Annotated in this window: 18 protein-coding genes; 12 read left to right on the top strand and 6 right to left on the bottom strand. The window is 62.5% G+C overall.

All coding sequences use genetic code 11. The features are described 5' to 3' along the window. Positions 1-309: 309 nt before the first annotated feature. The 3 genes from ACNFIC_RS18805 to ACNFIC_RS18795 are packed head-to-tail and all read right to left on the bottom strand — an operon-like array spanning position 310 to position 4,876. On the bottom strand, positions 310-1,728 hold the full coding sequence (locus ACNFIC_RS18805; RefSeq protein WP_416781607.1) for an efflux transporter outer membrane subunit: 1,419 nt from the start codon (positions 1,726-1,728) through the stop codon (positions 310-312). Positions 1,729-1,731: 3 nt separating this feature from the next. Beyond that, positions 1,732-3,696 carry a MacB family efflux pump subunit gene (locus ACNFIC_RS18800; protein WP_416781606.1) on the bottom strand — a complete coding sequence of 655 codons (1,965 nt, stop codon included), beginning with the start codon at positions 3,694-3,696 and terminating at the stop codon, positions 1,732-1,734. A gap of 1 nt (position 3,697) precedes the next feature. Then, positions 3,698-4,876, bottom strand: coding sequence for an efflux RND transporter periplasmic adaptor subunit (locus ACNFIC_RS18795; RefSeq protein ID WP_416781605.1), 1,179 nt, complete (start codon positions 4,874-4,876; stop codon positions 3,698-3,700). A 215-nt stretch (positions 4,877-5,091) separates the two neighbouring features. Here ACNFIC_RS18795 and ACNFIC_RS18790 point away from each other — a divergent pair, with 215 nt between their 5' ends. The 3 genes from ACNFIC_RS18790 to ACNFIC_RS18780 all read left to right on the top strand — a co-directional run bounded on the left by ACNFIC_RS18790 (position 5,092) and on the right by ACNFIC_RS18780 (position 7,613). Continuing rightward, a complete protein-coding gene (locus ACNFIC_RS18790; RefSeq protein WP_138220204.1) occupies positions 5,092-5,568 on the top strand; it encodes a sigma-70 family RNA polymerase sigma factor in 477 nt (158 codons plus the stop codon). A 166-nt stretch (positions 5,569-5,734) separates the two neighbouring features. Further along, positions 5,735-6,220 (top strand): histidine kinase, encoded by a 486-nt coding sequence (locus tag ACNFIC_RS18785; RefSeq protein WP_138220203.1) that lies wholly within the window; start codon positions 5,735-5,737, stop codon positions 6,218-6,220. 67 nt (positions 6,221-6,287) lie between these two features. Beyond that, complete coding sequence (locus ACNFIC_RS18780) at positions 6,288-7,613, top strand: MFS transporter (protein ID WP_138220202.1); 1,326 nt, start codon at positions 6,288-6,290, stop codon at positions 7,611-7,613. A 134-nt stretch (positions 7,614-7,747) separates the two neighbouring features. Here the strand turns inward: ACNFIC_RS18780 and ACNFIC_RS18775 are convergent, their stop codons facing one another. After that, positions 7,748-9,430 carry an electron transfer flavoprotein-ubiquinone oxidoreductase gene (locus ACNFIC_RS18775; protein ID WP_138220201.1) on the bottom strand — a complete coding sequence of 561 codons (1,683 nt, stop codon included), beginning with the start codon at positions 9,428-9,430 and terminating at the stop codon, positions 7,748-7,750. A gap of 529 nt (positions 9,431-9,959) precedes the next feature. On the opposite strand from ACNFIC_RS18775, the gene ACNFIC_RS18770 reads away from it, so the two are divergent. The 9 genes from ACNFIC_RS18770 to ACNFIC_RS18730 all read left to right on the top strand — a co-directional run bounded on the left by ACNFIC_RS18770 (position 9,960) and on the right by ACNFIC_RS18730 (position 17,370). After that, entirely contained in the window at positions 9,960-10,709 is a 750-nt protein-coding gene (locus tag ACNFIC_RS18770) for an electron transfer flavoprotein subunit beta/FixA family protein (RefSeq protein ID WP_416781604.1), read from the top strand. After that, positions 10,710-11,639 carry an electron transfer flavoprotein subunit alpha/FixB family protein gene (locus ACNFIC_RS18765; protein ID WP_138220199.1) on the top strand — a complete coding sequence of 310 codons (930 nt, stop codon included), beginning with the start codon at positions 10,710-10,712 and terminating at the stop codon, positions 11,637-11,639. A gap of 88 nt (positions 11,640-11,727) precedes the next feature. Further along, positions 11,728-12,537, top strand: a complete 810-nt coding sequence (locus ACNFIC_RS18760) for a substrate-binding periplasmic protein (RefSeq protein WP_138220198.1) — start codon at positions 11,728-11,730, stop codon at positions 12,535-12,537. Positions 12,538-13,055: 518 nt separating this feature from the next. After that, on the top strand, positions 13,056-13,376 hold the full coding sequence (locus ACNFIC_RS18755) for a DUF4398 domain-containing protein (protein WP_138220319.1): 321 nt from the start codon (positions 13,056-13,058) through the stop codon (positions 13,374-13,376). Beyond that, positions 13,373-14,182: an OmpA family protein gene (locus tag ACNFIC_RS18750; protein WP_138220197.1), complete on the top strand. Its 810-nt coding sequence runs from the start codon at positions 13,373-13,375 to the stop codon at positions 14,180-14,182. Before ACNFIC_RS18755 ends, ACNFIC_RS18750 begins: the two co-directional genes overlap by 4 nt. Before the next feature lie 209 nt (positions 14,183-14,391). Next, entirely contained in the window at positions 14,392-15,834 is a 1,443-nt protein-coding gene (locus tag ACNFIC_RS18745) for a PLP-dependent aminotransferase family protein (RefSeq protein ID WP_138220196.1), read from the top strand. A 61-nt stretch (positions 15,835-15,895) separates the two neighbouring features. After that, entirely contained in the window at positions 15,896-16,369 is a 474-nt protein-coding gene (locus ACNFIC_RS18740) for a hypothetical protein (RefSeq protein WP_416781603.1), read from the top strand. A 107-nt stretch (positions 16,370-16,476) separates the two neighbouring features. Then, a complete protein-coding gene (locus ACNFIC_RS18735; protein ID WP_138220194.1) occupies positions 16,477-16,731 on the top strand; it encodes a YkgJ family cysteine cluster protein in 255 nt (84 codons plus the stop codon). Between the two features lie 33 nt (positions 16,732-16,764). Continuing rightward, entirely contained in the window at positions 16,765-17,370 is a 606-nt protein-coding gene (locus tag ACNFIC_RS18730; protein WP_416781602.1) for an START domain-containing protein, read from the top strand. 18 nt (positions 17,371-17,388) lie between these two features. On the opposite strand, the gene asnB is transcribed toward ACNFIC_RS18730, so the two are convergent. Both asnB and ACNFIC_RS18720 read right to left on the bottom strand, forming a co-directional pair. Then, positions 17,389-19,377, bottom strand: a complete 1,989-nt coding sequence (gene asnB / locus ACNFIC_RS18725; RefSeq protein WP_416781601.1) for an asparagine synthase (glutamine-hydrolyzing) — start codon at positions 19,375-19,377, stop codon at positions 17,389-17,391. Between the two features lie 43 nt (positions 19,378-19,420). Next, positions 19,421-20,419 (bottom strand): Rieske 2Fe-2S domain-containing protein, encoded by a 999-nt coding sequence (locus tag ACNFIC_RS18720; RefSeq protein WP_416781600.1) that lies wholly within the window; start codon positions 20,417-20,419, stop codon positions 19,421-19,423. Positions 20,420-20,611: the final 192 nt, after the last annotated feature.

Genomic DNA, 20,611 nt, shown 5'->3' with positions numbered 1-20,611 from the left:
GCCTGGGAGACTTTCTCAGGAAGGCCCGCAGCTATTTGCAACAGATCACAATTGGTTGATGTGGCACCGTCCCTGTGGGAGATCACCCAGCCCTTGGGGCTGCGCTGTCGCGCAGAGAACTGATTTGGCGAATGCGCCGCGTACCCTGTGGGAGGCGGCTTTAGCCGCGAACACCGGCGAAGCCGGTGCCATGCACCGCGTTGTCTGCTTCGCGGCTGAAGCCGCTCCCACAGGGTATGCGGCGTTTGCGAAGTCGTAGTCCTTTGCGTGATAGTGCAGTCCGAAGGGCGCAAAGCCCCCCGACTGCCCTCAGGGCAGGTTCGCCGTTATCTGCTGCACCTGCCACCCCCCACCCAATGCCTTGTACAGCGCCACGCTGGCCTGCAAGCGCGCCAGGCGTAGTTGCGCCTGCTCATCTTCGGCCAGGTACAGGGTGCGCTGGGTTTCCAGCACGTTGAGCAGGGTCTCGGCGCCGGCGGCGTAGCGCTGCTGGGCAAGGTTGAAGGCGATGCGCGCCTGGGCCACTTCCTCGTCCTGCCACTGGCGCTGGCGGTCCACGCCACTGATCGCATTGAGCGCTTTCTCGACATCGGCAAAGCCGTTGACGATGCTGGCGCGGTAGTCGGCCAGCAGCTCTTGCTGTTCGGCACGGGCCAGGTCGCGTTCGGCGCGTAGTCGACCGTTGTTGAAGATCGGCGCGGTCAGGCCGGCGGTGAGGGTGTAATAGGGGCTGTCGAGCACGTTGGCGAAAGTGCGTGCGCCACTGCCCAGATCCGCCCCCAGGATCAGGCGTGGAAGCATCGCGGCGCGTGCGACCTGCACGTTGGCGCTGGCTGCCGCCAGGCGCGCCTCGGCGGCGGCGATATCCGGGCGGCGCCCGAGCAGTTCGCTCGGCAGGCCGCTGCCGATACCGGGCCAGCGCAGGCCATCGAGGGTTTCGGTGCTGCTTGGCAGTTGTTGTACCGGTTCGCCGAGCAAGGTCGCCAGGGTTACGCGGTTGTCTTGGCGGCGTTGCTCCAGCAGCGGCAGTTGGCGCTCTTGAGCGGCCACCACGCGGCGTTGCTGGGCCAGTTCCAGGCGCGTCGCTGAGCCCGAGCGCTCGCGGGCTTCGACCAGGCCGAGTACATCGCGGGCGTTGTTCAGGTTGAGGCGGGCAATACGCAGTTGCTCCTCCAGCGCCAGGCCTTGCAGGTAACTGTCGGCCACGGCGCTGAGCAGGGTCAGCTCCACGGTTTGGCGGTCGAAGCGGCTGGCGTCGAGGCTGCTCAGGGCGCTGTCACGCGTGGCCCGCAGCCCGCCCCAGAAGTCGATTTCGTAGCTGGCGCTCAACTGTGCACCGAATGAAGTGCTGGTGCGCTCGCTGCTGCTGGCGTCGAGCTGGTCGTTGCCCTCGCCACGCAACAGGCTCTGACGGCTGCCGTCGACTCCCAGTTGCAGCGCCGGCAGCAGCGGGGCGCCTGCGATCACCGCGCTGGCCTGGGCCTGGCGTACGCGTGCGGCGGCGGCGGCCAGGTCGTGGCTGTTGCTGCGGGCGCGTTCGATCAGGCGGTCCAGTTCGGCACTGGCGAAGGTCTGCCACCACTGCTGGTCCGGCACGGCGCGCGTGCTGTCGGTGGGGCCTTGCCAGGCTTGCGGTGGCGTGATCGCACTGGCCGGTGGTGGTGGTGTGCTACAGGCGGCCAGGCACAGGCTCAGGGTCAACAGACTGATACGGCTTGGAATTGGCATGGGCTATTCGCTGGTAAGGGCTTTGACCGGGTCGAGTCGGGCGGCCTTGCGGGCCGGCATGAAGCCGAACAGCACGCCGGTGATGGCTGCGCAGGCGAAGGCGCCGATAATCGCAGGCAAGGCGAAGGCCACGGCGATACCGGCCAGTAACAAGCCCCCGCCGATGCCTAGGGCCAGGACGATACCGGTCAGCCCGCCGACCATCGACAACATCACCGCCTCGGTCAGGAATTGGCGCAGGATGTCGCGCTGGCGCGCGCCAGTGGCCATGCGGATGCCGATCTCGCGGGTGCGTTCGCGTACGGTCATGAGCATGATGTTCATCACCCCGATGCCGCCCACCAGCAGCGAGATCGCGGCAATCGCACCGAGCATCAGCGACAGGCTGTTCTGGGTGCGCGCCTCGGCCTGGATCAGTGCAGCGTCGTTGGTCAGTTCGAAGTCGTGGCGACCTTGGTGGCGCTGGCGCAGCAGGCGGTCGATGGCCTGCTCGGTCTCGCCGACGCGGCGCGAGTCCTGCGCGGCGATGGCGATGTACTCGGGATCGCGGCTGCCGAACAAGCGGATGGCGGCGGCAGAGTAGGGCACCGCGATGCGCTCGTCGGCATTCTCGCTGCCGGAGCTGGCGCCCTTGCCCTGGAGAATGCCGATGACCTGGAACGGCACGTTACCGATCAGCAGGTATTGCCCGAGCGGGTCGCTACCTTCGCCGAACATCTTGTCACGCACCTTTTGCCCGATCACGGCCACTGCTGCGCCGCTGGCCTCGTCGGCTTCGGTGTAGAAGCTGCCTTCTACTACCGGCCAGTTGAAGATCTGCGTAAACCAGGTGTTGTTGCCGCCGACGTAGAACGCCTGGCTGTTGTTGCCCTGGCGCACCATCAGCTTGTCGCCGATCACTGGCATGGCTTGTATCACCTGGGGCAGTTCGGCGATGGCGGCGACATCGTCGAGGGTGATGATGCCGGCCGGCTCACGCTCGGTGGCGTGCTTGCCGTTGAGGTAGAGGATGTTCGAGCCGAACGCGGCCATCTGCGCCATCACCTGGCGCTTGCTGCCTTCGCCCACGGCCAGCATGACCACTACCGAGGCCACGCCGATGACGATACCGAGCAGGGTCAGGGCGGTGCGGAAGCGATTGATCCACATCACCCGCCAGGCGGCTTGCAGGGCTTCGATCAGCTCGCCTTTCCAGGCGCCGGTGAGCGTTGCGCCGCGGTCCAGGCGCTGACGCAGGTCGTCGGCCTGCAGCGGTTTCGAGGGGGTGGGGGCGGGCTGCTCGGCTGCCGAGTCGCTGACCATCTGGCCATCGCGGATTTCGATGACCCGTTGCGCGCGGGCGGCCACCTCTCGGTCGTGGGTGATGAGAATGATCACATGGCCCTGGCTGGCCAGCTCGTCGAGCAGGGCCATGACTTCGGTGCCGCTGTGGCTGTCCAGGGCGCCGGTCGGTTCGTCGGCGAGAATGATGTGGCCGCCGTTCATCAATGCCCGGGCAATCGATACACGCTGCTGCTGGCCCCCGGACAACTGGTGCGGACGGTTGCCGGTACGGTTGCCCAAGCCCAGGCGTTCGAGCAGGGCGCGGGCGCGAGCGTGGCGCTCGGCAGGTGCAATCCCTGCGTAGATGGCTGGCATTTCGACGTTTTCCTGGGCTGAGCCTGAGGGAATCAGGTGGTAGCCCTGGAACACGAAACCGAAGGCCTCGCGGCGCAGCCAGGCCAACTCGTCGCCGTCCAGTTCGGCTACGTCGCGGCCGGCGAAGCGATAGCTGCCCGAGCTGGGGCGGTCGAGGCAGCCGAGGATGTTCATCAACGTCGACTTGCCCGAGCCAGACGCGCCGACGATGGCGACGAATTCGCCCGGGTGGATGCTCAGGCTGATCCCGCGCAGCACCTCGACAGTAGGTGAATCGACGCCGCCATAGACCTTGCGGATGTCACGCAGCTCAATCAGGGGTGTGCTCATGTCAGCTCCCGCTGGCGGCAGGTGCGCCGATCACCAGGCGCTCGCCCTCGCGCAGGCCATCGAGCACCTGTACGCGCAGGCGATCGCTCAGGCCGATGCGAACCTGGCGTGCCTCGATCTTGCCGTCGGCGTTGAGCACGTGCGCCAGGCGCAGGCTGTCCTCGGGGGTTTCGTTCAGTGCGGCCAGGGGCACGCTGAGGACTTGGCTGGCTTGGCCGGCGACGAAGAAGACCTGGGTGGTCATTTCCGCCATCAGGGCGCCGTCAGGGTTATCGACGTCCAGCAGCACGGTGTATTGCACCACCTTGCTGCCGGTGGTGCCGGCGCTGGCGCTGGCTGGGCTGCCGCCGCCCTGGCTGGCTTGTTCCAGCGGCTTGGGCGGGATCGGCAGAATTTGCCGCACGCTGCTGGTCCAGCGGCGCTTGCCGCCGGCCAGTGTGGTGAAGTAGGCGGTCATGCCTGGCTTGACCTTGCCGATGTCGGCTTCGGAGACCTGGGCCCAGACGGTCATTGGCGACAGCTTGGCGATGCGCAGGATCAGCGGCGTCTGCTGCTGGGCGTTGAGGGTCTGGCCTTCGCGTGCGTCCACCGCCACCACGGTGCCGCTCATCGGCGCATAGATGCGGGTATAGCCCAGCTCAGCCTCGGCGCTGCGTAAGCTGGCCTGGGCCTGGCTGATCTGTGCCTGGTACATGGCGATGCGCGCTTGCGTCACCTTGAGCTGGGCTTCGGCGCTTTGCAGATCTTCCTGGCGGGTGGCGCCGCTGCTGGTCAGCTCACGCTGGCGCTGGAACTGCTGGCGGGCCAATTGGTATTGGGCACGTTGCTCGGCCAACTGAGCCTTGAGGTTTTCGATCGAGTAGCGCCCGGCATCGAGGTTGGCCTGTTGTGTGGACGGGTCGATTTCCACCAGCAGTTGGCCCTCGCGCACGGGGTCGCCGGCTTCCACATGCAGCTTGCGGATCTGCCCGGAAGCCTGCGCGCCAACGTCCACGTAGCGGCGCGGTTGCAGGGTGCCGAGGGCGGTGACGCTGCTTTCGATATCGCTGCGCGTCACTGCCACCGTGCTGACTGGCGCGCCGCTCAGTGGCAGGGTTTTCCAGGCCAGCAGGCTGCCCAGGCCAAGCAGGCCCAAGGCTGTGAGCAGCAGTCGACGGCGGGGGGTGGATGTGCGAGTCATGCGGGCTTCCAGCCAGAGAAAGGGGGGGCGTGCGGTCTTCGACGGCGCGCTCGGAGGCCCCAGTTAAACGAAGGCCGCCGTTGCCGATTTAGCTGGCAGGCAGTTTTGCTTCGAGTTGCTGAGAATAATTATAATTTGTAAGATCGCACGTTGATATCATCCAACCCGCTGCCCGTGCCTGTGTGCGTGTGTGCAGGGGGACGCTAGGTGCCGTCGTGGAACACTACTATCGCGAATTGGTGAGTTTTCTTTGCGCCCGGCTGGGTAATCGCCAGGCGGCCGAAGACGTTGCCCATGATGCTTACCTGCGCGTGCTGGAGCGCACCGAGGGCCAGCAGATCGAGCACCCGCGAGCGTTCCTCTACCGTACCGCGCTGAACCTGGTGGTCGACCGCCACCGTCGCCATCAGGTACGCCAGGCCGAGCCGCTGGACGTGCTCGACAGCGACGAGCGCTGGCACAGCCCGGCGCCATCGCAGAGCATGCAGCTGGACCAGCGCCTGGCCTTGATGCGCCAGGCCCTGGACGAGCTGAGCGCCACCTGTCGCGAGTGCTTCTTGCTGCGCAAGCTCGAGGGGCTGTCGCACCAGCAAATCGCCGAGCGCCTGGAAATCTCGCGCGCGCTGGTGGAAAAACACATCGTCAATGCCATGAAGCACTGCCGTCAGCGCATGCGTCAGTGGGAAGGCTGAACGTTGCGTGAAGGGCGTGTGAAAATTTCCTGGGGTGGCGACTTGATTTCCTGCCGTTTCCCGACAACTATCAAATAAGACCCGCCCAGGCTGTTTGCCTGAGGCTTGCCTGTACCGGCGCAGTTATGGTCATGGAGCCCTTACCTCAACTGCCCAGGTCTGGACGATGCCGAACAAATCCCTGCGCATCCTGATCGCCGACGAGCATCCCGAACAGCGCCTGCTGCTGGAAAAGCTGCTCAATGGCCTGGGGTATTTTCGAATCGCTCCGGTGCACAGCTTCGACGAGCTGCAACGCCTGGTCCTGAGTGCCTTGCAGCCGTTCAACCTGCTGTTGGGCAATATCGAGTTGGCCAGCCACGCCGGCGTGGATCTTGCGCGCTTCTGCCAGGGCTGCGGGCAAATCCAACACGCCTTGCTGTACCACGCCAAGCCGTTGCGGGTGCCCACATTGCCGTCCGGTGAGCGCCAGGCGGTCAATCTCAGTCTGCCACGCGCGCCTGATCACCAGGCGTTAGAGTCATTCATGGCGATCATCGACCTGCCAGTGGTGCTGGGACAGCTGGCGGTGCCTGCGGCGTTCTACCCGGCAGCGGGGCACCACCTGCGCCGCGCGAACTTCGGCCACACCGTATTCAGCCGTCGTTCCTGATACACATCCGGCCCTGGCAGCCAGCATTTGCTATCCTCTTGCCCCTTTGCCGATCTGCGGAACTGCCATGACTGCCTCTGAAATCGACCGCACGCCTGGGTTCACCCGTGGCGACCACCGGACCTTGGGCCTGGCCGCGCTGGGCGGCGCTTTGGAAATCTACGATTTCATCATCTTCGTGTTCTTCGCGCTGACCCTGAGCCAGCTGTTCTTCCCGCCTGAGATGCCCGAGTGGCTGCGGTTGCTGCAAAGCTTCGGGATCTTCGTCACCGGTTACCTGGCACGCCCGTTGGGCGGCATCCTGATGGCGCATTTTGCCGATCACCTGGGGCGCAAGCGGGTGTTCAGCCTGAGTATCCTGATGATGGCGCTGCCGTGCCTGTTGATCGGGCTGATGCCTACCTACGCCGATATTGGCTATGCCGCACCGCTGATCTTGCTCGCCCTGCGCATCTTGCAAGGGGCCGCGGTGGGCGGTGAAGTGCCGAGTGCCTGGACCTTCGTCGCCGAGCACGCACCGGCCGGGCGACGGGGCTATGCCCTGGGCTTTTTGCAGGCTGGGCTGACCTTCGGCTACCTGCTGGGTGCACTGACCGCCACGTTGCTCGCGCAGCTGTTCAGCCCCCAGGAGATCCTCGATTACGCCTGGCGTTACCCGTTCCTGTTGGGCGGCGTGTTCGGCGTCATCGGTGTGTGGTTGCGGCGCTGGTTGAGTGAGACCCCGGTGTTCCTCGCCCTGCGTGAGCGCCGTGACCCACCGGTGCGTTTCCCGCTGCGCAGTGTGCTGGGCGAGCATCGTCGGGCGCTGGTCCCGGCGGCGCTGCTGACATGCGTGCTGACATCGGCGGTGGTGGTGCTGGTCGTGATCACCCCGACTGTGATGCAGCAGCGCTTCGGCATGACGGCTGGGCACACGTTCGCCCTGAGCAGTGTGGGCATCGTCTTCCTCAACATTGGCTGTGTGCTGGCGGGGTTGCTGGTGGACCGCATCGGGGCGTGGCGCGCGCTGATGCTCTACAGCCTGCTGCTGCCGCTGGGCATCGGTGCGCTCTACGCGAGCCTGGTGTGGCAGTGGGGCGCAATTTGGCTGGCTTATGCCTTGGCAGGCTTGTGCTGTGGTGTGGTGGGCGTGGTGCCATCGGTGATGGTCGGGTTGTTCCCGGCGCAGATCCGGGTGTCGGGGATCTCCTTCACCTACAACGTGGCTTACGCGTTGTGGGCCAGCACCACGCCGTTGGCATTGATTGCGCTGATGCCGTGGAGCCCGTGGGTGTGTGTCGGCTTTTGTCTGATCATGGGGGTGCTGGGGCTGCTGACGGCGCTGTATTTCGGACGTCGCGAGCCGCTGGCGTTCACTGCCGAGCCCGTGCCGGTGCTGTGTGGAGATAAATGACGCGTGGGTAGCGGGCCGCTGCCAAGGCGGTTGAAGGTCTTGCACCGGCATTCTCGACCAGGCCGCACCAGCGGTCATGAAAAAGCCCCCTGAGCTTGCGCTCAGGGGGCTTTTGGTTACTGCCAGGGCACGCCTTACATGTTCGGGTAGGTCGGTCCACCGGCACCTTCAGGGGTGACCCAGGTGATGTTCTGGGCCGGGTCCTTGATGTCGCAGGTCTTGCAGTGCACGCAGTTTTGCGCGTTGATCTGGAAGCGTTTGCTGCCGTCTTCCTGGGCCACCACTTCGTAAACCCCGGCCGGGCAGTAACGCTGCGCCGGTTCGTCGTACAGCGGCAGGTTGCTGGCGATCGGGATGTTCGGGTCGGCCAGCTTCAGGTGGCAAGGTTGTTCTTCTTCGTGGTTGGTGCTGGAGAGGAATACCGAGCTGAGCTTGTCGAAGCTGAGCTTGCCGTCCGGTTTCGGGTAGTCGATTTTCTTCGAGTCCGCGGCAAGCTTCAGGCAGGCGTAGTCTGGCTTGGTGTCGTGCAGGGTGAACGGCAGTTTGCCGCCGAACCAGTTCTGGTCGATGTAGTTGAATGCAGCGCCGAGCATCGGGCCGAACTTGTGCATGGCCGGGCCGAAGTTGCGGCTGGCGAACAGCTCTTCATGCAGCCAGCTGGCCTTGAACGCGCTGACGTAGCCGTCGAGCAGGTCGCCACCTTCGCTGCCGGCGATCAGCGCGTCGGCCACCGCTTCGGCGGCGAGCATGCCGGACTTCATGGCGGTGTGGCTGCCCTTGATCTTGGCCACGTTCATGGTGCCCAGGTCGCAACCGATCAGGGCGCCACCCTTGAAGACCATCTTCGGCAGCGAGTTGATACCACCCTTGGCCAGGGCGCGTGCGCCGTAGCTGATGCGTTTACCGCCTTCGAGGTACTGGGCCATTACCGGGTGGTGCTTGAGGCGTTGGAATTCGTCGAACGGCGACAGGTACGGGTTGGCGTAGGACAAGTCGACGATCAGGCCGACCACCACCTGGTTGTTTTCCAGGTGGTAGAGGAACGAGCCGCCGGTGTTGTCCTTGGCCATCACATCCAGCGGCCAGCCAGCGGTATGCACCACCAGGCCTTGCTCGTGCTTGGCCGGGTCGATTTCCCAGATTTCCTTGAGGCCGATGCCGTAGTGCTGCACGTCGCAGGCGTTGTCCAGGTCGAAGCGCTTGATCAGTTGCTTGCCAATGTGGCCACGGCAGCCTTCGGCGAACAGGGTGTATTTGGCGCGCAGCTCCATGCCCGGGGTATACAGGCCATCTTTCGGATTGCCTTCACGGTCGACGCCCAGGTCGCCGGTGATGATGCCGCGGACCACGCCGTTTTCGTCGAACAGCGCCTCCTGGGCTGCGAAGCCTGGGTAGATCTCCACGCCCAGGTTCTCGGCCTGCTGGGCCAGCCAGCGGCACAGGTTACCCAGCGAGATGATGTAGTTGCCGTGGTTGTGCATGGTCTTGGGCACGAACAGGTCAGGCACCTTGGTCGAGCTGCCAGCGTCCTTGAGCACGTAGATGTCGTCGCGCTTGACCTCGGTGTTCAGCGGCGCGCCGAGTTCTTTCCAGTCGGGGAACAGTTCGTTCAGGGCGCGCGGCTCGAACACGGCACCGGAGAGGATGTGGGCACCGACTTCGGAGCCTTTCTCGACCACGCAGACGCTGATCTCGCTACCGGCTTCGGCGGCCTTCTGCTTCAGGCGGCAGGCGGCCGACAGGCCCGCCGGGCCTGCGCCGACGATGACCACGTCGAATTCCATGTATTCGCGTTCCACTGGTTCTCTCCTACTCATCAAGGCTCGTGCTGTTGCTTTGTCTTTTTAGGGTGCGGGGACGGTCAGGTGCGGCAGGCTGAGCTGTAGCTGCACGAATGACGGACTACACCGTTTTGTCTTGGCCGCGCATTATATCTACACCACTTGGTGGGTCCAATACAAACGTTTGTTTGAATTTGCCGGAGCCCAGTAAAATCACAGGCGTGCGGCTGGAGGCTGGCCAATTTGCCGTATTGACCGGATTGGGTGTTACGGTCAAGATACGAGCGCTTTTACGCTCGCCGTAGGCTGTCCGTCGGGCGCAGGTGCACCCCTAAAGACCAGGCGTGGAGCAGGGTTTACGGGCCGAATCAGGTTTTGTAGTGGAGTCTACACGCCACGACAGAAAATGACCCGCGTGTTTTGGCCGCATGGGTCGAAACAAGACTGATCGGTCATGTGAAGATTCCCCGCGACGCTACGTTTTCAGAGGTGCCCTTGTACCCACGCGCATTCGCCGGGCAGTCCCCAGGCGATCTTCTTTTCACCGGAGAGTAACGAGGAATCCATGAAGGTTCTTGTAGCTGTCAAACGAGTGGTCGACTACAACGTCAAGGTTCGCGTCAAGGCGGACAACTCCGGCGTCGACCTTGCAAACGTCAAGATGTCCATGAACCCCTTCTGCGAAATCGCCGTGGAAGAAGCCGTCCGCCTGAAGGAAAAGGGTGTGGCGAGCGAAATCGTCGCCGTCAGCATCGGCCCGACCGCTGCCCAGGAGCAACTGCGTACCGCCCTGGCGCTGGGCGCTGACCGCGCCATTCTGGTAGAAGCCGCTGACGAACTGAACTCCCTGGCCGTGGCCAAGGCGCTCAAGGCCGTTGTCGACAAAGAGCAGCCGCAGTTGGTGATCCTTGGCAAGCAAGCCATCGACAGCGACAACAACCAGACCGGCCAGATGCTTGCAGCGTTGACTGGCTACGCCCAGGGCACCTTCGCTTCTAAGGTCGAACTGGCTGGCGACACGCTCAACGTCACCCGTGAAATCGACGGCGGCCTGCAGACCGTCGCGCTCAACCTGCCGGCGATCGTCACCACCGACCTGCGCCTGAACGAGCCGCGCTACGCGTCGCTGCCGAACATCATGAAGGCCAAGAAGAAGCCGCTGGAGACTGTTACTCCAGATGCGCTGGGCGTATCGCTCGCCTCCACCAACACGACCACCAAGGTTGAAGCCCCTGCTGCGCGCAGCGCGGGTATCAAGGTCAAGTCGGTGGCCGAACTGGTCGAGAAGCTGAAGAACGAAGCGAAGGTAATCTAAATGACTATCCTGGTTGTCGCTGAATACGAGAACGGTGCCGTAGCTCCGGCCACCCTGAACACTGTTGCCGCTGCCGCCAAGATTGGTGGTGATATTCACGTGTTGGTCGCAGGCCAGAACGTGGGCGGTGTCGCTGAATCCGCCGCCAAGATCGCTGGCGTTGCCAAGGTGCTGGTCGCCGATAACGCGGCTTACGCCCACGCGCTGCCGGAAAACCTCGCGCCACTGATCGTCGAGCTGGCCAACGGCTACAGCCACGTGCTGGCCCCGGCCACCACCAACGGCAAGAACATCCTGCCACGCGTCGCGGCGTTGCTGGATGTCGACCAGATTTCCGAGATCATCTCGGTGGAGTCGGCCGACACCTTCAAGCGTCCGATCTACGCCGGTAACGCCATTGCCACCGTGCAATCGAGCGCTGCGGTCAAGGTCATCACCGTGCGTACCACCGGCTTTGATGCCGTGGCCGCCGAAGGCGGCTCGGCTGCCGTCGAGGCTGTCGGCGCTGCACACAATGCCGGTATCTCCGCCTTCGTTGGTGAAGAGCTGGCCAAGTCCGACCGCCCAGAACTGACCGCTGCCAAGATCGTCGTATCCGGCGGCCGTGGCATGGGCAATGGGGATAACTTCAAGCACCTGTACAGCCTGGCCGATAAGCTCGGTGCGGCCGTCGGTGCCTCGCGCGCCGCCGTCGACGCGGGCTTCGTGCCTAACGACATGCAGGTTGGTCAGACCGGCAAGATCGTCGCGCCGCAGCTGTACATCGCCGTCGGTATTTCCGGCGCGATCCAGCATCTGGCGGGCATGAAGGACTCCAAAGTGATCGTTGCGATCAACAAGGATGAAGAGGCGCCGATCTTCCAGGTCGCCGACTACGGCCTGGTCGCCGACCTGTTCGAAGCCGTACCGGAGCTGGAAAAGCTGGTCTGATCCAGCGGCTTCACTTATAAAGAACCCGGCTCGCCCTCGGCGAGCCGGGTTTTTTTATGGTTAGGCTTTTTACGCGGGGAGGGACTGCATGGCATCGGGATGGAGCATCAAGGGGCTGGCTTGCGCGCTGGCGCTGCTGTCGACCCAGGTCGGGGCGGCGGGCAAGTGCGAGCGCCTGGTGGTCACCGGCAGCCCGGATGCGCCGCCGTACTCCTGGCAGGATCCGCAGGATCCCAAGCGCCTGATCGGCGCCAACGTCGACCTGTTTCGCCAGGTGGCAGCGGAACTGGGGGTGAAGGTCGAGGTGCTCTACGCGGGCAAGCGCGAGCAGGCTTTGGAAGAAGTGCGCAGTGGGCGTATGGACCTGCTGCTCGACACGCCCATGCAGGTGGCCCAGCTGACCGCGCTGGACTACATCCACCCGCCGCTGCAACTCAACGAGTACCTGGTGTGGACTCGCCACGATGCGGCGTTGAACGTCGAAGGTCCGGCAGACTTGGCCCACTACCAGGGCAGCCTCTCGGAGAAAGCCCGCCTGACGCCAGCGTTCGAGGCGTTCGCCAAGAGCCAGCTCAAGCTTGTACCCGCGCAGAACCTCACCCAGGCGTTTCAGAAACTGGTGCTTGGGCAGGTGGATTACGTGCTGGCCGGCCGTTACTCCGGCATGGCCCTGACCCAGAGCCTGGGGGTAGGTAATGACCTGATCGCCCGTGGCCTGCCGGTAGACCGGCCGGGGCTGTACCTGGCGGTCTCGCACAACTCGGCGTGCAACGACAGTTGGTTACGCGGGCAGTTGGCCAGGAAGTTGGCCGAGCTGCCGATGTCCGGGGCGCCGGAGGCGATATTGCAGCGCAACGTCGAGCGCTGGAAGGCGCAGATGCAGCCGGTCGCGCGCTAGGTTTCTTCACTCGGCCCCGGCGCGCCATTCGCGCAAGCTCAGGCTGGCCGCCTAGAAACGTCTGCGGCGGCAGTTGCCAGGGCCTCGTGACATTGGCTGCGATGCCTCCACAGGCTATGCAGCGTCAGGTTCTGGCGGGCGAAGAGGGCTGGTTCGGGGCATCATCTGCTCACGGAGTTGCTGATTCTCTGGATAGAGGCTTCGTATAGCGAGTTGCACCGCTGCTGTTCTGACGGAGTTCGGCACCTTCTGCGCCGACCTCATCGCGGTTAAGCCCATTCCCACAACCGCGCTGCGTGGGAGCGCGCCCTGCGATGGGGTCGGCAAAGAAAACACTTCCCTTGCGCCCAGATACTCAAATCCGACCCAACAAGGTTACTATTGCCGCTTTGCGCGCGAGCCCTCTGTCCTGAGCGTTCGTGGCTCTCACCCAGTCATCAAGCGTAAGAGGCTCAATCGGCTTGAATACATGTTCCCCTACAGCGAACGGCCCGCGCGCTGTGCTGCTGGCCATGGCCATGCTGGGCCTGGCAGGCTGCGCCAGCGATCCGGCACCCCTTGAACAGATGCGTCTGTCCGAACAGGCCCTGGATCAGGCCAAGGCGGTCGGCGCCACCGAGCAAGTGCCGGAATTCAAGTTGTCCGAAGACAAACTTGCCCGGGCCAAGATCAACATGGCCAGTGAAAGCTACCGCGATGCACGCATGCGTGCCGAGCAGGCCGAGCTTGACGCGCGTCTGGCCGAGGCTCGGGTCCTGACGTACAAGAGCGAGGAGCAGTTGCAGGTGTTGCAGTCGCGCATCAAGCGCCTGCGCAAGCAACTGGAGGTGCAGCCATGAAGTGCTTCAAGCCAATGGCCGCGCTGACCTTGCTGGCAGTGGTCGGGTTGCAGGGGTGCGCCAGCCAGCGCAGTGAATCTGCGCTGGAGGATGCGACCCTGGCGTTTCAAAAGGTCAAGGACGATTCCGATGTGCTGCGCAGTGCGCCGCGCGATGTGATTCGTGCTGGCGAATCGCTTGGTCGTGCTGAGCGCCTGGCCGGCTATATCGGCACCGGCAGCGATGTGCGCCACTACGCCTACCTGAGTCAGCGCTACAGCGAGATTGCAGCCGAACACGCCAAGCTTGCCGCCAACCAGGACCGCCTGGCCAAGCTCGACCTGGAGCGCCAGCGCCTGCAATTGGCGCTGCGTGAAGCCAAGCTCGTCAGCGTCCAGCAACAGGGCAAGTTCATCGAGTCGCAGATTGCCGCGCTGGCTTCCGAGCAGAGTGATCGTGGCCTGGTGATGACCTTGGGCGATGTGCTGTTCGACACCGGTCAAGCCGACCTCAAGAACTCAGCCAGTCGCACCGTGCTCAAGTTGGTCCAGTTCCTCCAGCTCAACCCGCGGCGCATCGTGCGTATCGAGGGTTACACCGACAGTACTGGTACGCCGGAAGACAACCTGCGTCTGTCGCGTGATCGCGCCCAGTCGGTGGCTGACATGCTGGTCGACCTGGGCGTCAAGGAGCAGCGCATCGAAGTGCTCGGCTATGGTGACCAGTACCCGGTGGAGGCGAATGCCTCCGAGCGGGGGCGCGCGCAGAATCGCCGGGTCGAGATCGTGTTCTCCGATGACAAGGGCAAGCTCTCTCCGGCGCGCTGAGTTCGCGGGGGCGTGGGGGCGCACGGGGCAACTCGGTGCACTCCCGGCGTTCAAGTGCGTCGGTCAGTTGCTGACCGTTTGACTGTGACGCAACGTTATTGTTGGCTAATCTGCGATCTGTCCCCGTACACTTTGCAACTGTTACGGTATCCTGACGCTGCTGTAGGCCGCACAAGAACAACGATCCGTCCGCGCTTCGAGAACACGCCATGACCAACCTGCTGCTGTACCAGCGCATTGCCCAGCAACTGGCCGATGACATCCGTCGAGGTGTCTACCAGCCAGGCGAGCGCGTGCCCTCGGTACGCAAGATGAGCGCGCAGCTCAATGTCAGCCATGCCACTGTGTTGCAGGCCTACGCCAATCTCGAGGATCAGGGGCTGATTCGTGCGCGCCCGCAGTCGGGTTACTACGTGCACCAGACTCCGGCGCTGACGGCATTGACCCCGGACATCGCCCGTGTCGAGCGTCCAGGGCTGGTCACCCGCGCGAGCATCATCCAGCAGGTGCTCACCGAGGCCAGGCGTGACGGTGTATTTGCCTTTGGTGCGGCAGTGCCGCATGTCGATTACCTGCCGGTGCGCGCCTTGCATCAACAGTTGGCCAAGGTCACCCGCTTCCACAGCCCGCGCGCCTTCAGTTACATGTTCAGCCCTGGGTTCGAGCCGCTTCGCCGGCAGATCGCCATTCGCATGCGCGATGCCGGCGTGTTGGTCGATCCGCGCGAAGTGGTGGTCACCCACGGATGTGTGGATGCACTGCAGATGTCGCTGCGCGTGCTCACCCGCCCAGGCGACCTGATTGCCGCCGAGTCGCCGACCTACTACGGGTTGTTGCAGTTGGCCGATCTGCTGGGGCTCAAGGTCATCGAGATCCCCAGCGACCCGTCCACCGGGATCAGTCTGGAAGCACTGCAACTGGCGGCCAACCAATGGTCGATCAAGGCTTTGGTGCTCACCTCGCGCTTGAGCAATCCGCTCGGTGGCACTATTCCCGAAGACCGTCAGAAGCAGTTGTTGCGCCTGGCCTCCGACTACGATATCCAGATCGTCGAGGACGATATTTACGGCGAACTGATGTTCGAACAGGGGCGTACCAAGGCGCTCAAGGCCTTCGACCGGTTGGACCGGGTGATCTACTGTTCGAGCTTCTCCAAGACTCTGTCGCCGGGTGTGCGGGTCGGCTGGATGATTGCCGGTCGCTACCAGGACGAGATCCAGCGCCTGCAGACGTTTACCACGCATTCTGCGTGCAGCGTCACCCAGATGGGCGTGGCGGCGTATCTGGAGAATGGCGGGTACGACCGCCACCTGCGTTTCATTCGCCAGGAGTACCGCAAGAACCTCAGTGCCTACCAGCTGGCGGTGCAGCAGCATTTCCCCGAAGGAACTCAAATGACCCGCCCGACTGGCGGTTTCATTCTGTGGGTCAGCCTGCCTGGTCGGGTAAACACCCAAGAACTGCATGTGCGTGCGTTGGAGCAGGGCATCAGCATTGCGCCAGGGCTGATATTCAGCAATACCGAGCAGTTCAACCACTGTATCCGCCTGAACTGCGGCATTCCCTGGAACAAGGAGGCCGAGCGCGCCGTGATTACGCTCGGGCTTTTGTCCCATCAATTGTGCAGAGAGTCGACGGGTGCACTTTTATAGGCTTGTCAGAACGCCAGGGAACGGGGAGCATACATCCGTTGAGATTCTGCCTACGGTTACCATGAAAGTGCTTCGTCCTCTTCTCCTTGCCTTGTGCTGCGTGCTGCCCGGACTCCATTTGGGGGTGGCTTGGGCTACAGAGCCTGCGGTAAAGGTCCAGGGCAAGGTGCTTGCCAAGCCTGTCACCAAGCCTGCGGCCAAACCTGTCACCAAGGCGCCGGCCAAGCCCCAGTCCAAGCCCCATGCCAAAGCCAGGGCCAAGGTCAGCAAGGCGGTGGCCAAGCCGCTGCCTGCGGCCAAGTTGGACCTGAGCCTGCCCAAGAGCATGGTCAACACCCTCGAGCACGAGGTGGGTGATGCGCCAATGGTGCGCAAGCCGCTGTTGCCGTCGATGTTTCCTACCAAGCCCGAGTCCGACGATAGCCCGTTCCAGCTCAATGGGCGCTTGATCAGCAATGAAATGCAGCTGCAATTGCGCAATGACAGTCGCCGGGAAGTGGATGGGGCGGCTATCGACTTCCAATTCCGAAACTGACTGCTAAGTCATCGGTTATTTCATCTGTCCGGTAATTTCAAACGTCTGTTTGAGCGGTTAGTATCCAGGGACGTTCGTCTCGTCTTGCTTCAGGGAGTCCTGTTTTCATGAATTGCCGCGAGGGCTGTGGTGCCTGCTGCATCGCCCCATCCATCAGTTCGCCGATCCCGGGCATGCCTGACGGCAAGCCGGCGGGCGAGCGCTGCCTGCACCTTGATGCGCGCAACCTGTGTGAACTGTTCGGCAAGCCTGAGCGTCCCAAGGTCTGCGGTGGCTTCAAGGCTGAGGTCGAGGTGTGTGGCAATGACCGGGACGAGGCCATTCGCATCATCGGTTGGCTGGAGCAGATGACGGCGGCGTGACAGGTTGGATCTTCGACAACAAGGAACAAGATGATGAGATCGATCAAGCGTATTGCTCTGCTGTGTGGCCTGAGTGTGGTGCTGGCGCCAAGCGCCTGGGCCGAGAATTGGCAGGTGGCCAAAGACGAGGACGGCATCAAGGTGTCGCTCAGCGAGGTGCCGGGCTCCAAGTACAAGGCCTATCAAGGCGTAACCCTGATCAAGGCGCCGCTGGCCCGGATCCAGGCGTTGCAGGAAGACGTAGTCGGCGCTTGCACGTGGATTCACGAGTGCAGGTCGCAGAAACTGCTCAAGCAGGAAGGCGACCAGAGCTGGACCTACACACAGTTCAATACGCCGTGGCCGGTGACGCCCCGTGACTCGGTGCTGCGCGTGACCACGCTCAAAGGCGCGGATGGCAGCTTGACGCGCAACCTGGTCGAAGAGCCGAGCTATATCCCAGAAGAAAAGGGCTTTGTGCGAGTGACGAAGGTGGAGGGTTTCTGGAAGCTGGTGCCCAAGGGCGACAGCACCGAGGTGACCTACCAGGTGCATACCGAGCCTGGCGGGAGTGTGCCGGCCATGGTGGCTAACAAGTTCGTGGTGGATGCGCCGTTCAATACCCTGAAGGGGTTGCGGGCGCTTGCCGAGCGCCCCTGAAAATCGAGCTGGCACAGCCTACCCAGGCTGTGCTTCGGGCTCGCGAGTGTTGCGTTTGAGTGTGCTATAGGCCGTTTGTGTGCGTTGATGCTGCGTGTGCAGTTGCTGGTCGAACTGTTGAACGTACTGTTTTTCGATAATTTGCACCGTCAGCATGAACAGCAGCAGGTTGTTGAGCTTTTCACGCAAGCGCCCAGGTAGCCAGGATTTCTCGACTATCAGCAGCATCAAACGCACCGCGTTGCTGGAGAAAAGACCTGACGTGCACAGCGCCGAGCGACTCAGGTAGGTGTCGATGAGCCGGGCCATCGCCGTACCAGAGCGCTTGCTCACCCACATCGGCGGTGTGATGTAGGGCCACTTGCGGCGGCAGTAGACCTCTTCGGGGATGATGTCCTTGACAGCTTCGCGCAGCAGGTACTTTTCAACGTCGCCGCGCAGCTTCCATTCGTTGGGGAGTTTTGCCAGCCATTGGAACAGCTTGTGATCGAGAAACGGTGTTCGCCCTTCGATCGAATGGGCCATTTCCTGGCGGTCGCCCAGGTTGGCGAGGATGAACGGGCTGAGCAGGCCGCGGATGCTGAACGTTTGCAGTTTGTTCAGCAATGGCAATCGGTCGAGTTCACGGCGGTCCAGACGTTGACGCAGGCGTTGGAGGGGCGATGTTCCTTGCAAGCGCTGGCGATGCTTGCGGTTGAACAAGCGGGCCAGCATGCGTTGTGCGCCAGGTGTAAACAACTCGGCCATTTCCGGTTGCGGTACGAAACCCACCGCTTCGTTCAATGTGTCTGCTGCTGCAGCGCTGGCCGCACTCGCGCCGGCCTGGTCACGCCCGTATGCATGACTGGAAAGCCCTTGCCCATTAGCCTTGAAATAACCATATCCCAAAAGCCCCTCATCGGCGCCTTCGCCGGTGAGTACACAGGTGACATGCTGCCGGGCCAGTCTGGAAAGCAGGAATTTGCCGACCCCGTTGTAATTGACTGCTGGGGTTTCTGAAAACCATAGGCTGTCTTCGAGGTGGGCCAGCAGGTCATCGCGCTGGCAAACGACCTTGTGAAAGCGAGCGCCCAAGCTCCGTGCAGTGCGTTCGGCGATCAAGGCTTCGTCGAAATCGGCATGGTCACTGAAGGAAATGCTGAATGTTTCGATCGGCTTGGCACTGAGTTTTGCTGCTACGGCGGCCACGGCGGTGGAATCCAACCCCCCACTCAGGTAAACCCCCACCGGCACGTCTGCCTGCAGGCGCAGGGCGACCGCCTCTTCAAGGTGATCTCGCAGCGATTGGCAGAGGGTTGCCTCTGTGGTGCCGGCGGGTAGCGGTTCGGGCAGCAGGTCCAAGGGCCAGTAGGGCGTCAAGGTCTGCTCGCGCGTGCCTAGGTCGACCAGCAGAAGATGCCCAGGGGGTAGCGCAGTGACGTGCTCGAATACACTGTCCATCGGCACGAAACTGAGCATGTCGCGTAGGCGGATGGGGTCCAACACGGGTTTGACCAGGCCGCTGGCAAACAGCGCCTTGGCTTCGCTGGCAAACAGAAGTTGGCCTGGCTGGTCGGGGTGCTGGTGCATGAACAGGGGTTTGATGCCGAAGCGGTCGCGGCAGACGATGAGCCGTTGCAGGCGGCAATCAAGCAGTATGAAGGCAAATTCGCCACGCAGATGCTGCGTGAAGTCCAGGCCATCACGTTCGTAGAGGTGCAGGATCAGTTCCGAATCAGAGCCTGTGGCGATTGGGTAACCGTCAGCGATCAGCTCGGTGCGAAGACGTTGATGGTCATAGATCTCGCCGTTGCAGATCAGGATTTTTTCACGATCCTGGCTGTATAAGGGCTGGCCCCCGCTGGCGATATCGATGATGGACAGGCGGGTATGTCCGAGTACCACCTGCTTTTGCACATTGCGATAGCCGTTATTGCCATCTGGCCCTCGATGGCTCAGCGCCGCCAGTGCGCTGTCCAAGTCGACACTATCGGGTGCATAGCCGAGCGACGCAAAAATTCCACACATCCTGTGTTCCTTTTGAAAGTAACTGCAAAGCCAAAGGGTCGGCTCATTGCTCGCCGAGGTAGATACGCTCGAGCATGCGGCGGTGAACGACCAATGGCTTGTCGTACTTGCCCAGGCGGGCGCCGTTCAAGGCATAAGGCAGGTGGGACAGTTGGCTGGAGAATGAGCCGTCGGCTTCGAACTCCTTCTTGATGAAGCGCAAGATGAAGGGGCGGAAATGTCTCTGGAAGAAGGCAGATTTCCGGTCACTGGCACGTGAGTGAACGAAACTGTAGAGCGTGGTGCGGTTATCGGCATTCGGAACGAAGAAGATAGTAGTCTTGATGTGCCCGCCAATGCTGACCTGCCGTGTTTGGCAGGTTACCCAGGATTCGTAGGTGCTACGCACAGGGTTGAACAGGGTGTGGAAGCGATTGTGCGAGATGTCGCCAGGTTTGACCCCGGTCAGGAACATCAAGGGGAATTTCCGAATGGGACCTCGGTAGTAGTTCAGGGTGCTGTGTTCGTCCTGGCTGAACTCGTACTGCACATCCTTGGCACCCTCACGGTCCCAGCCGAATGTTTGATGCACATAGGGGAAATGTTCGTCTTCGGAAAAGTTGTCCAAGGCCACGTGCAATGGGCAATCGAACACCACTGGGAATTGCCCGAGAAAGGTGTATTCGGGGTCGGCGAACTCTTCCAGCGGCTCGGCTTCCATGCCGCCAACCCAGACCACGCCGTTGCGAATCATGGTTTTCAGTACTTCGATGCGGCAGGAGCGCGACGTTGGCATGTGCGGTATATGCCCTTGGCCTTGGGCGTCGAAGCTCCAGCCATGGTAAGGGCACTCGATGTTGCCATTTTCATCGACACGGCCCATCGACAAGGGCGTGAATCGGTGGGGGCAACGGTCGGGCATGGCGACGATCTGCTGTTCCTTGTTGCGGAACAGGACGATTTTTAGGCCGCCTACTTCCACTTGGACGGGCTTTTCGCGTACGTCTTGCTCAGCCAGTACGGGGTGAAAATAACGCGAAATACGGCTCCAGCCAAACTCCATGGCGTGCACTTCCTTGTTGAGTTCGAGCCCAGGGGCGAGTATTGCAGGAAATTCGTAAAACCAAGCTCAAACGATTCATGATGTTTCGGCTCTGTACGAAAAGCCTTGATACTCGGTAATGCTGCGTTGAAAACAGCCTCGGAATGCTCATTTACAATCCGTAAACTCGGCTTCCTCGGCTGTTTTCGCCTT

It is taken from the genome of Pseudomonas sp. NY15463 (assembly GCF_048068415.1).
Classification (GTDB): Bacteria; Pseudomonadota; Gammaproteobacteria; order Pseudomonadales; family Pseudomonadaceae; genus Aquipseudomonas; species Aquipseudomonas mosselii_C.
The sequence above is the reverse complement of the archived record's forward strand: the minus strand, read 5'-3'. Positions and strand labels throughout refer to the sequence as shown.

Coding starts and splice junctions, on each gene's coding strand:
- ACNFIC_RS18735 (WP_138220194.1), top strand. CDS start 16,477: ATGAATTGCCGCGAGGGCTGTGGTGCCTGCTGCATCGCCCCATCCATC.
- ACNFIC_RS18755 (WP_138220319.1), top strand. CDS start 13,056: ATGCTGGGCCTGGCAGGCTGCGCCAGCGATCCGGCACCCCTTGAACAG.
- ACNFIC_RS18740 (WP_416781603.1), top strand. CDS start 15,896: ATGAAAGTGCTTCGTCCTCTTCTCCTTGCCTTGTGCTGCGTGCTGCCC.
- ACNFIC_RS18785 (WP_138220203.1), top strand. CDS start 5,735: ATGCCGAACAAATCCCTGCGCATCCTGATCGCCGACGAGCATCCCGAA.
- ACNFIC_RS18805 (WP_416781607.1), bottom strand. CDS start 1,728: ATGCCAATTCCAAGCCGTATCAGTCTGTTGACCCTGAGCCTGTGCCTG.
- ACNFIC_RS18800 (WP_416781606.1), bottom strand. CDS start 3,696: ATGAGCACACCCCTGATTGAGCTGCGTGACATCCGCAAGGTCTATGGC.
- ACNFIC_RS18730 (WP_416781602.1), top strand. CDS start 16,765: ATGAGATCGATCAAGCGTATTGCTCTGCTGTGTGGCCTGAGTGTGGTG.
- ACNFIC_RS18750 (WP_138220197.1), top strand. CDS start 13,373: ATGAAGTGCTTCAAGCCAATGGCCGCGCTGACCTTGCTGGCAGTGGTC.
- ACNFIC_RS18720 (WP_416781600.1), bottom strand. CDS start 20,419: ATGGAGTTTGGCTGGAGCCGTATTTCGCGTTATTTTCACCCCGTACTG.
- ACNFIC_RS18770 (WP_416781604.1), top strand. CDS start 9,960: ATGAAGGTTCTTGTAGCTGTCAAACGAGTGGTCGACTACAACGTCAAG.
- ACNFIC_RS18795 (WP_416781605.1), bottom strand. CDS start 4,876: ATGACTCGCACATCCACCCCCCGCCGTCGACTGCTGCTCACAGCCTTG.
- ACNFIC_RS18745 (WP_138220196.1), top strand. CDS start 14,392: ATGACCAACCTGCTGCTGTACCAGCGCATTGCCCAGCAACTGGCCGAT.
- asnB (WP_416781601.1), bottom strand. CDS start 19,377: ATGTGTGGAATTTTTGCGTCGCTCGGCTATGCACCCGATAGTGTCGAC.
- ACNFIC_RS18780 (WP_138220202.1), top strand. CDS start 6,288: ATGACTGCCTCTGAAATCGACCGCACGCCTGGGTTCACCCGTGGCGAC.
- ACNFIC_RS18760 (WP_138220198.1), top strand. CDS start 11,728: ATGGCATCGGGATGGAGCATCAAGGGGCTGGCTTGCGCGCTGGCGCTG.
- ACNFIC_RS18765 (WP_138220199.1), top strand. CDS start 10,710: ATGACTATCCTGGTTGTCGCTGAATACGAGAACGGTGCCGTAGCTCCG.
- ACNFIC_RS18775 (WP_138220201.1), bottom strand. CDS start 9,430: ATGAGTAGGAGAGAACCAGTGGAACGCGAATACATGGAATTCGACGTG.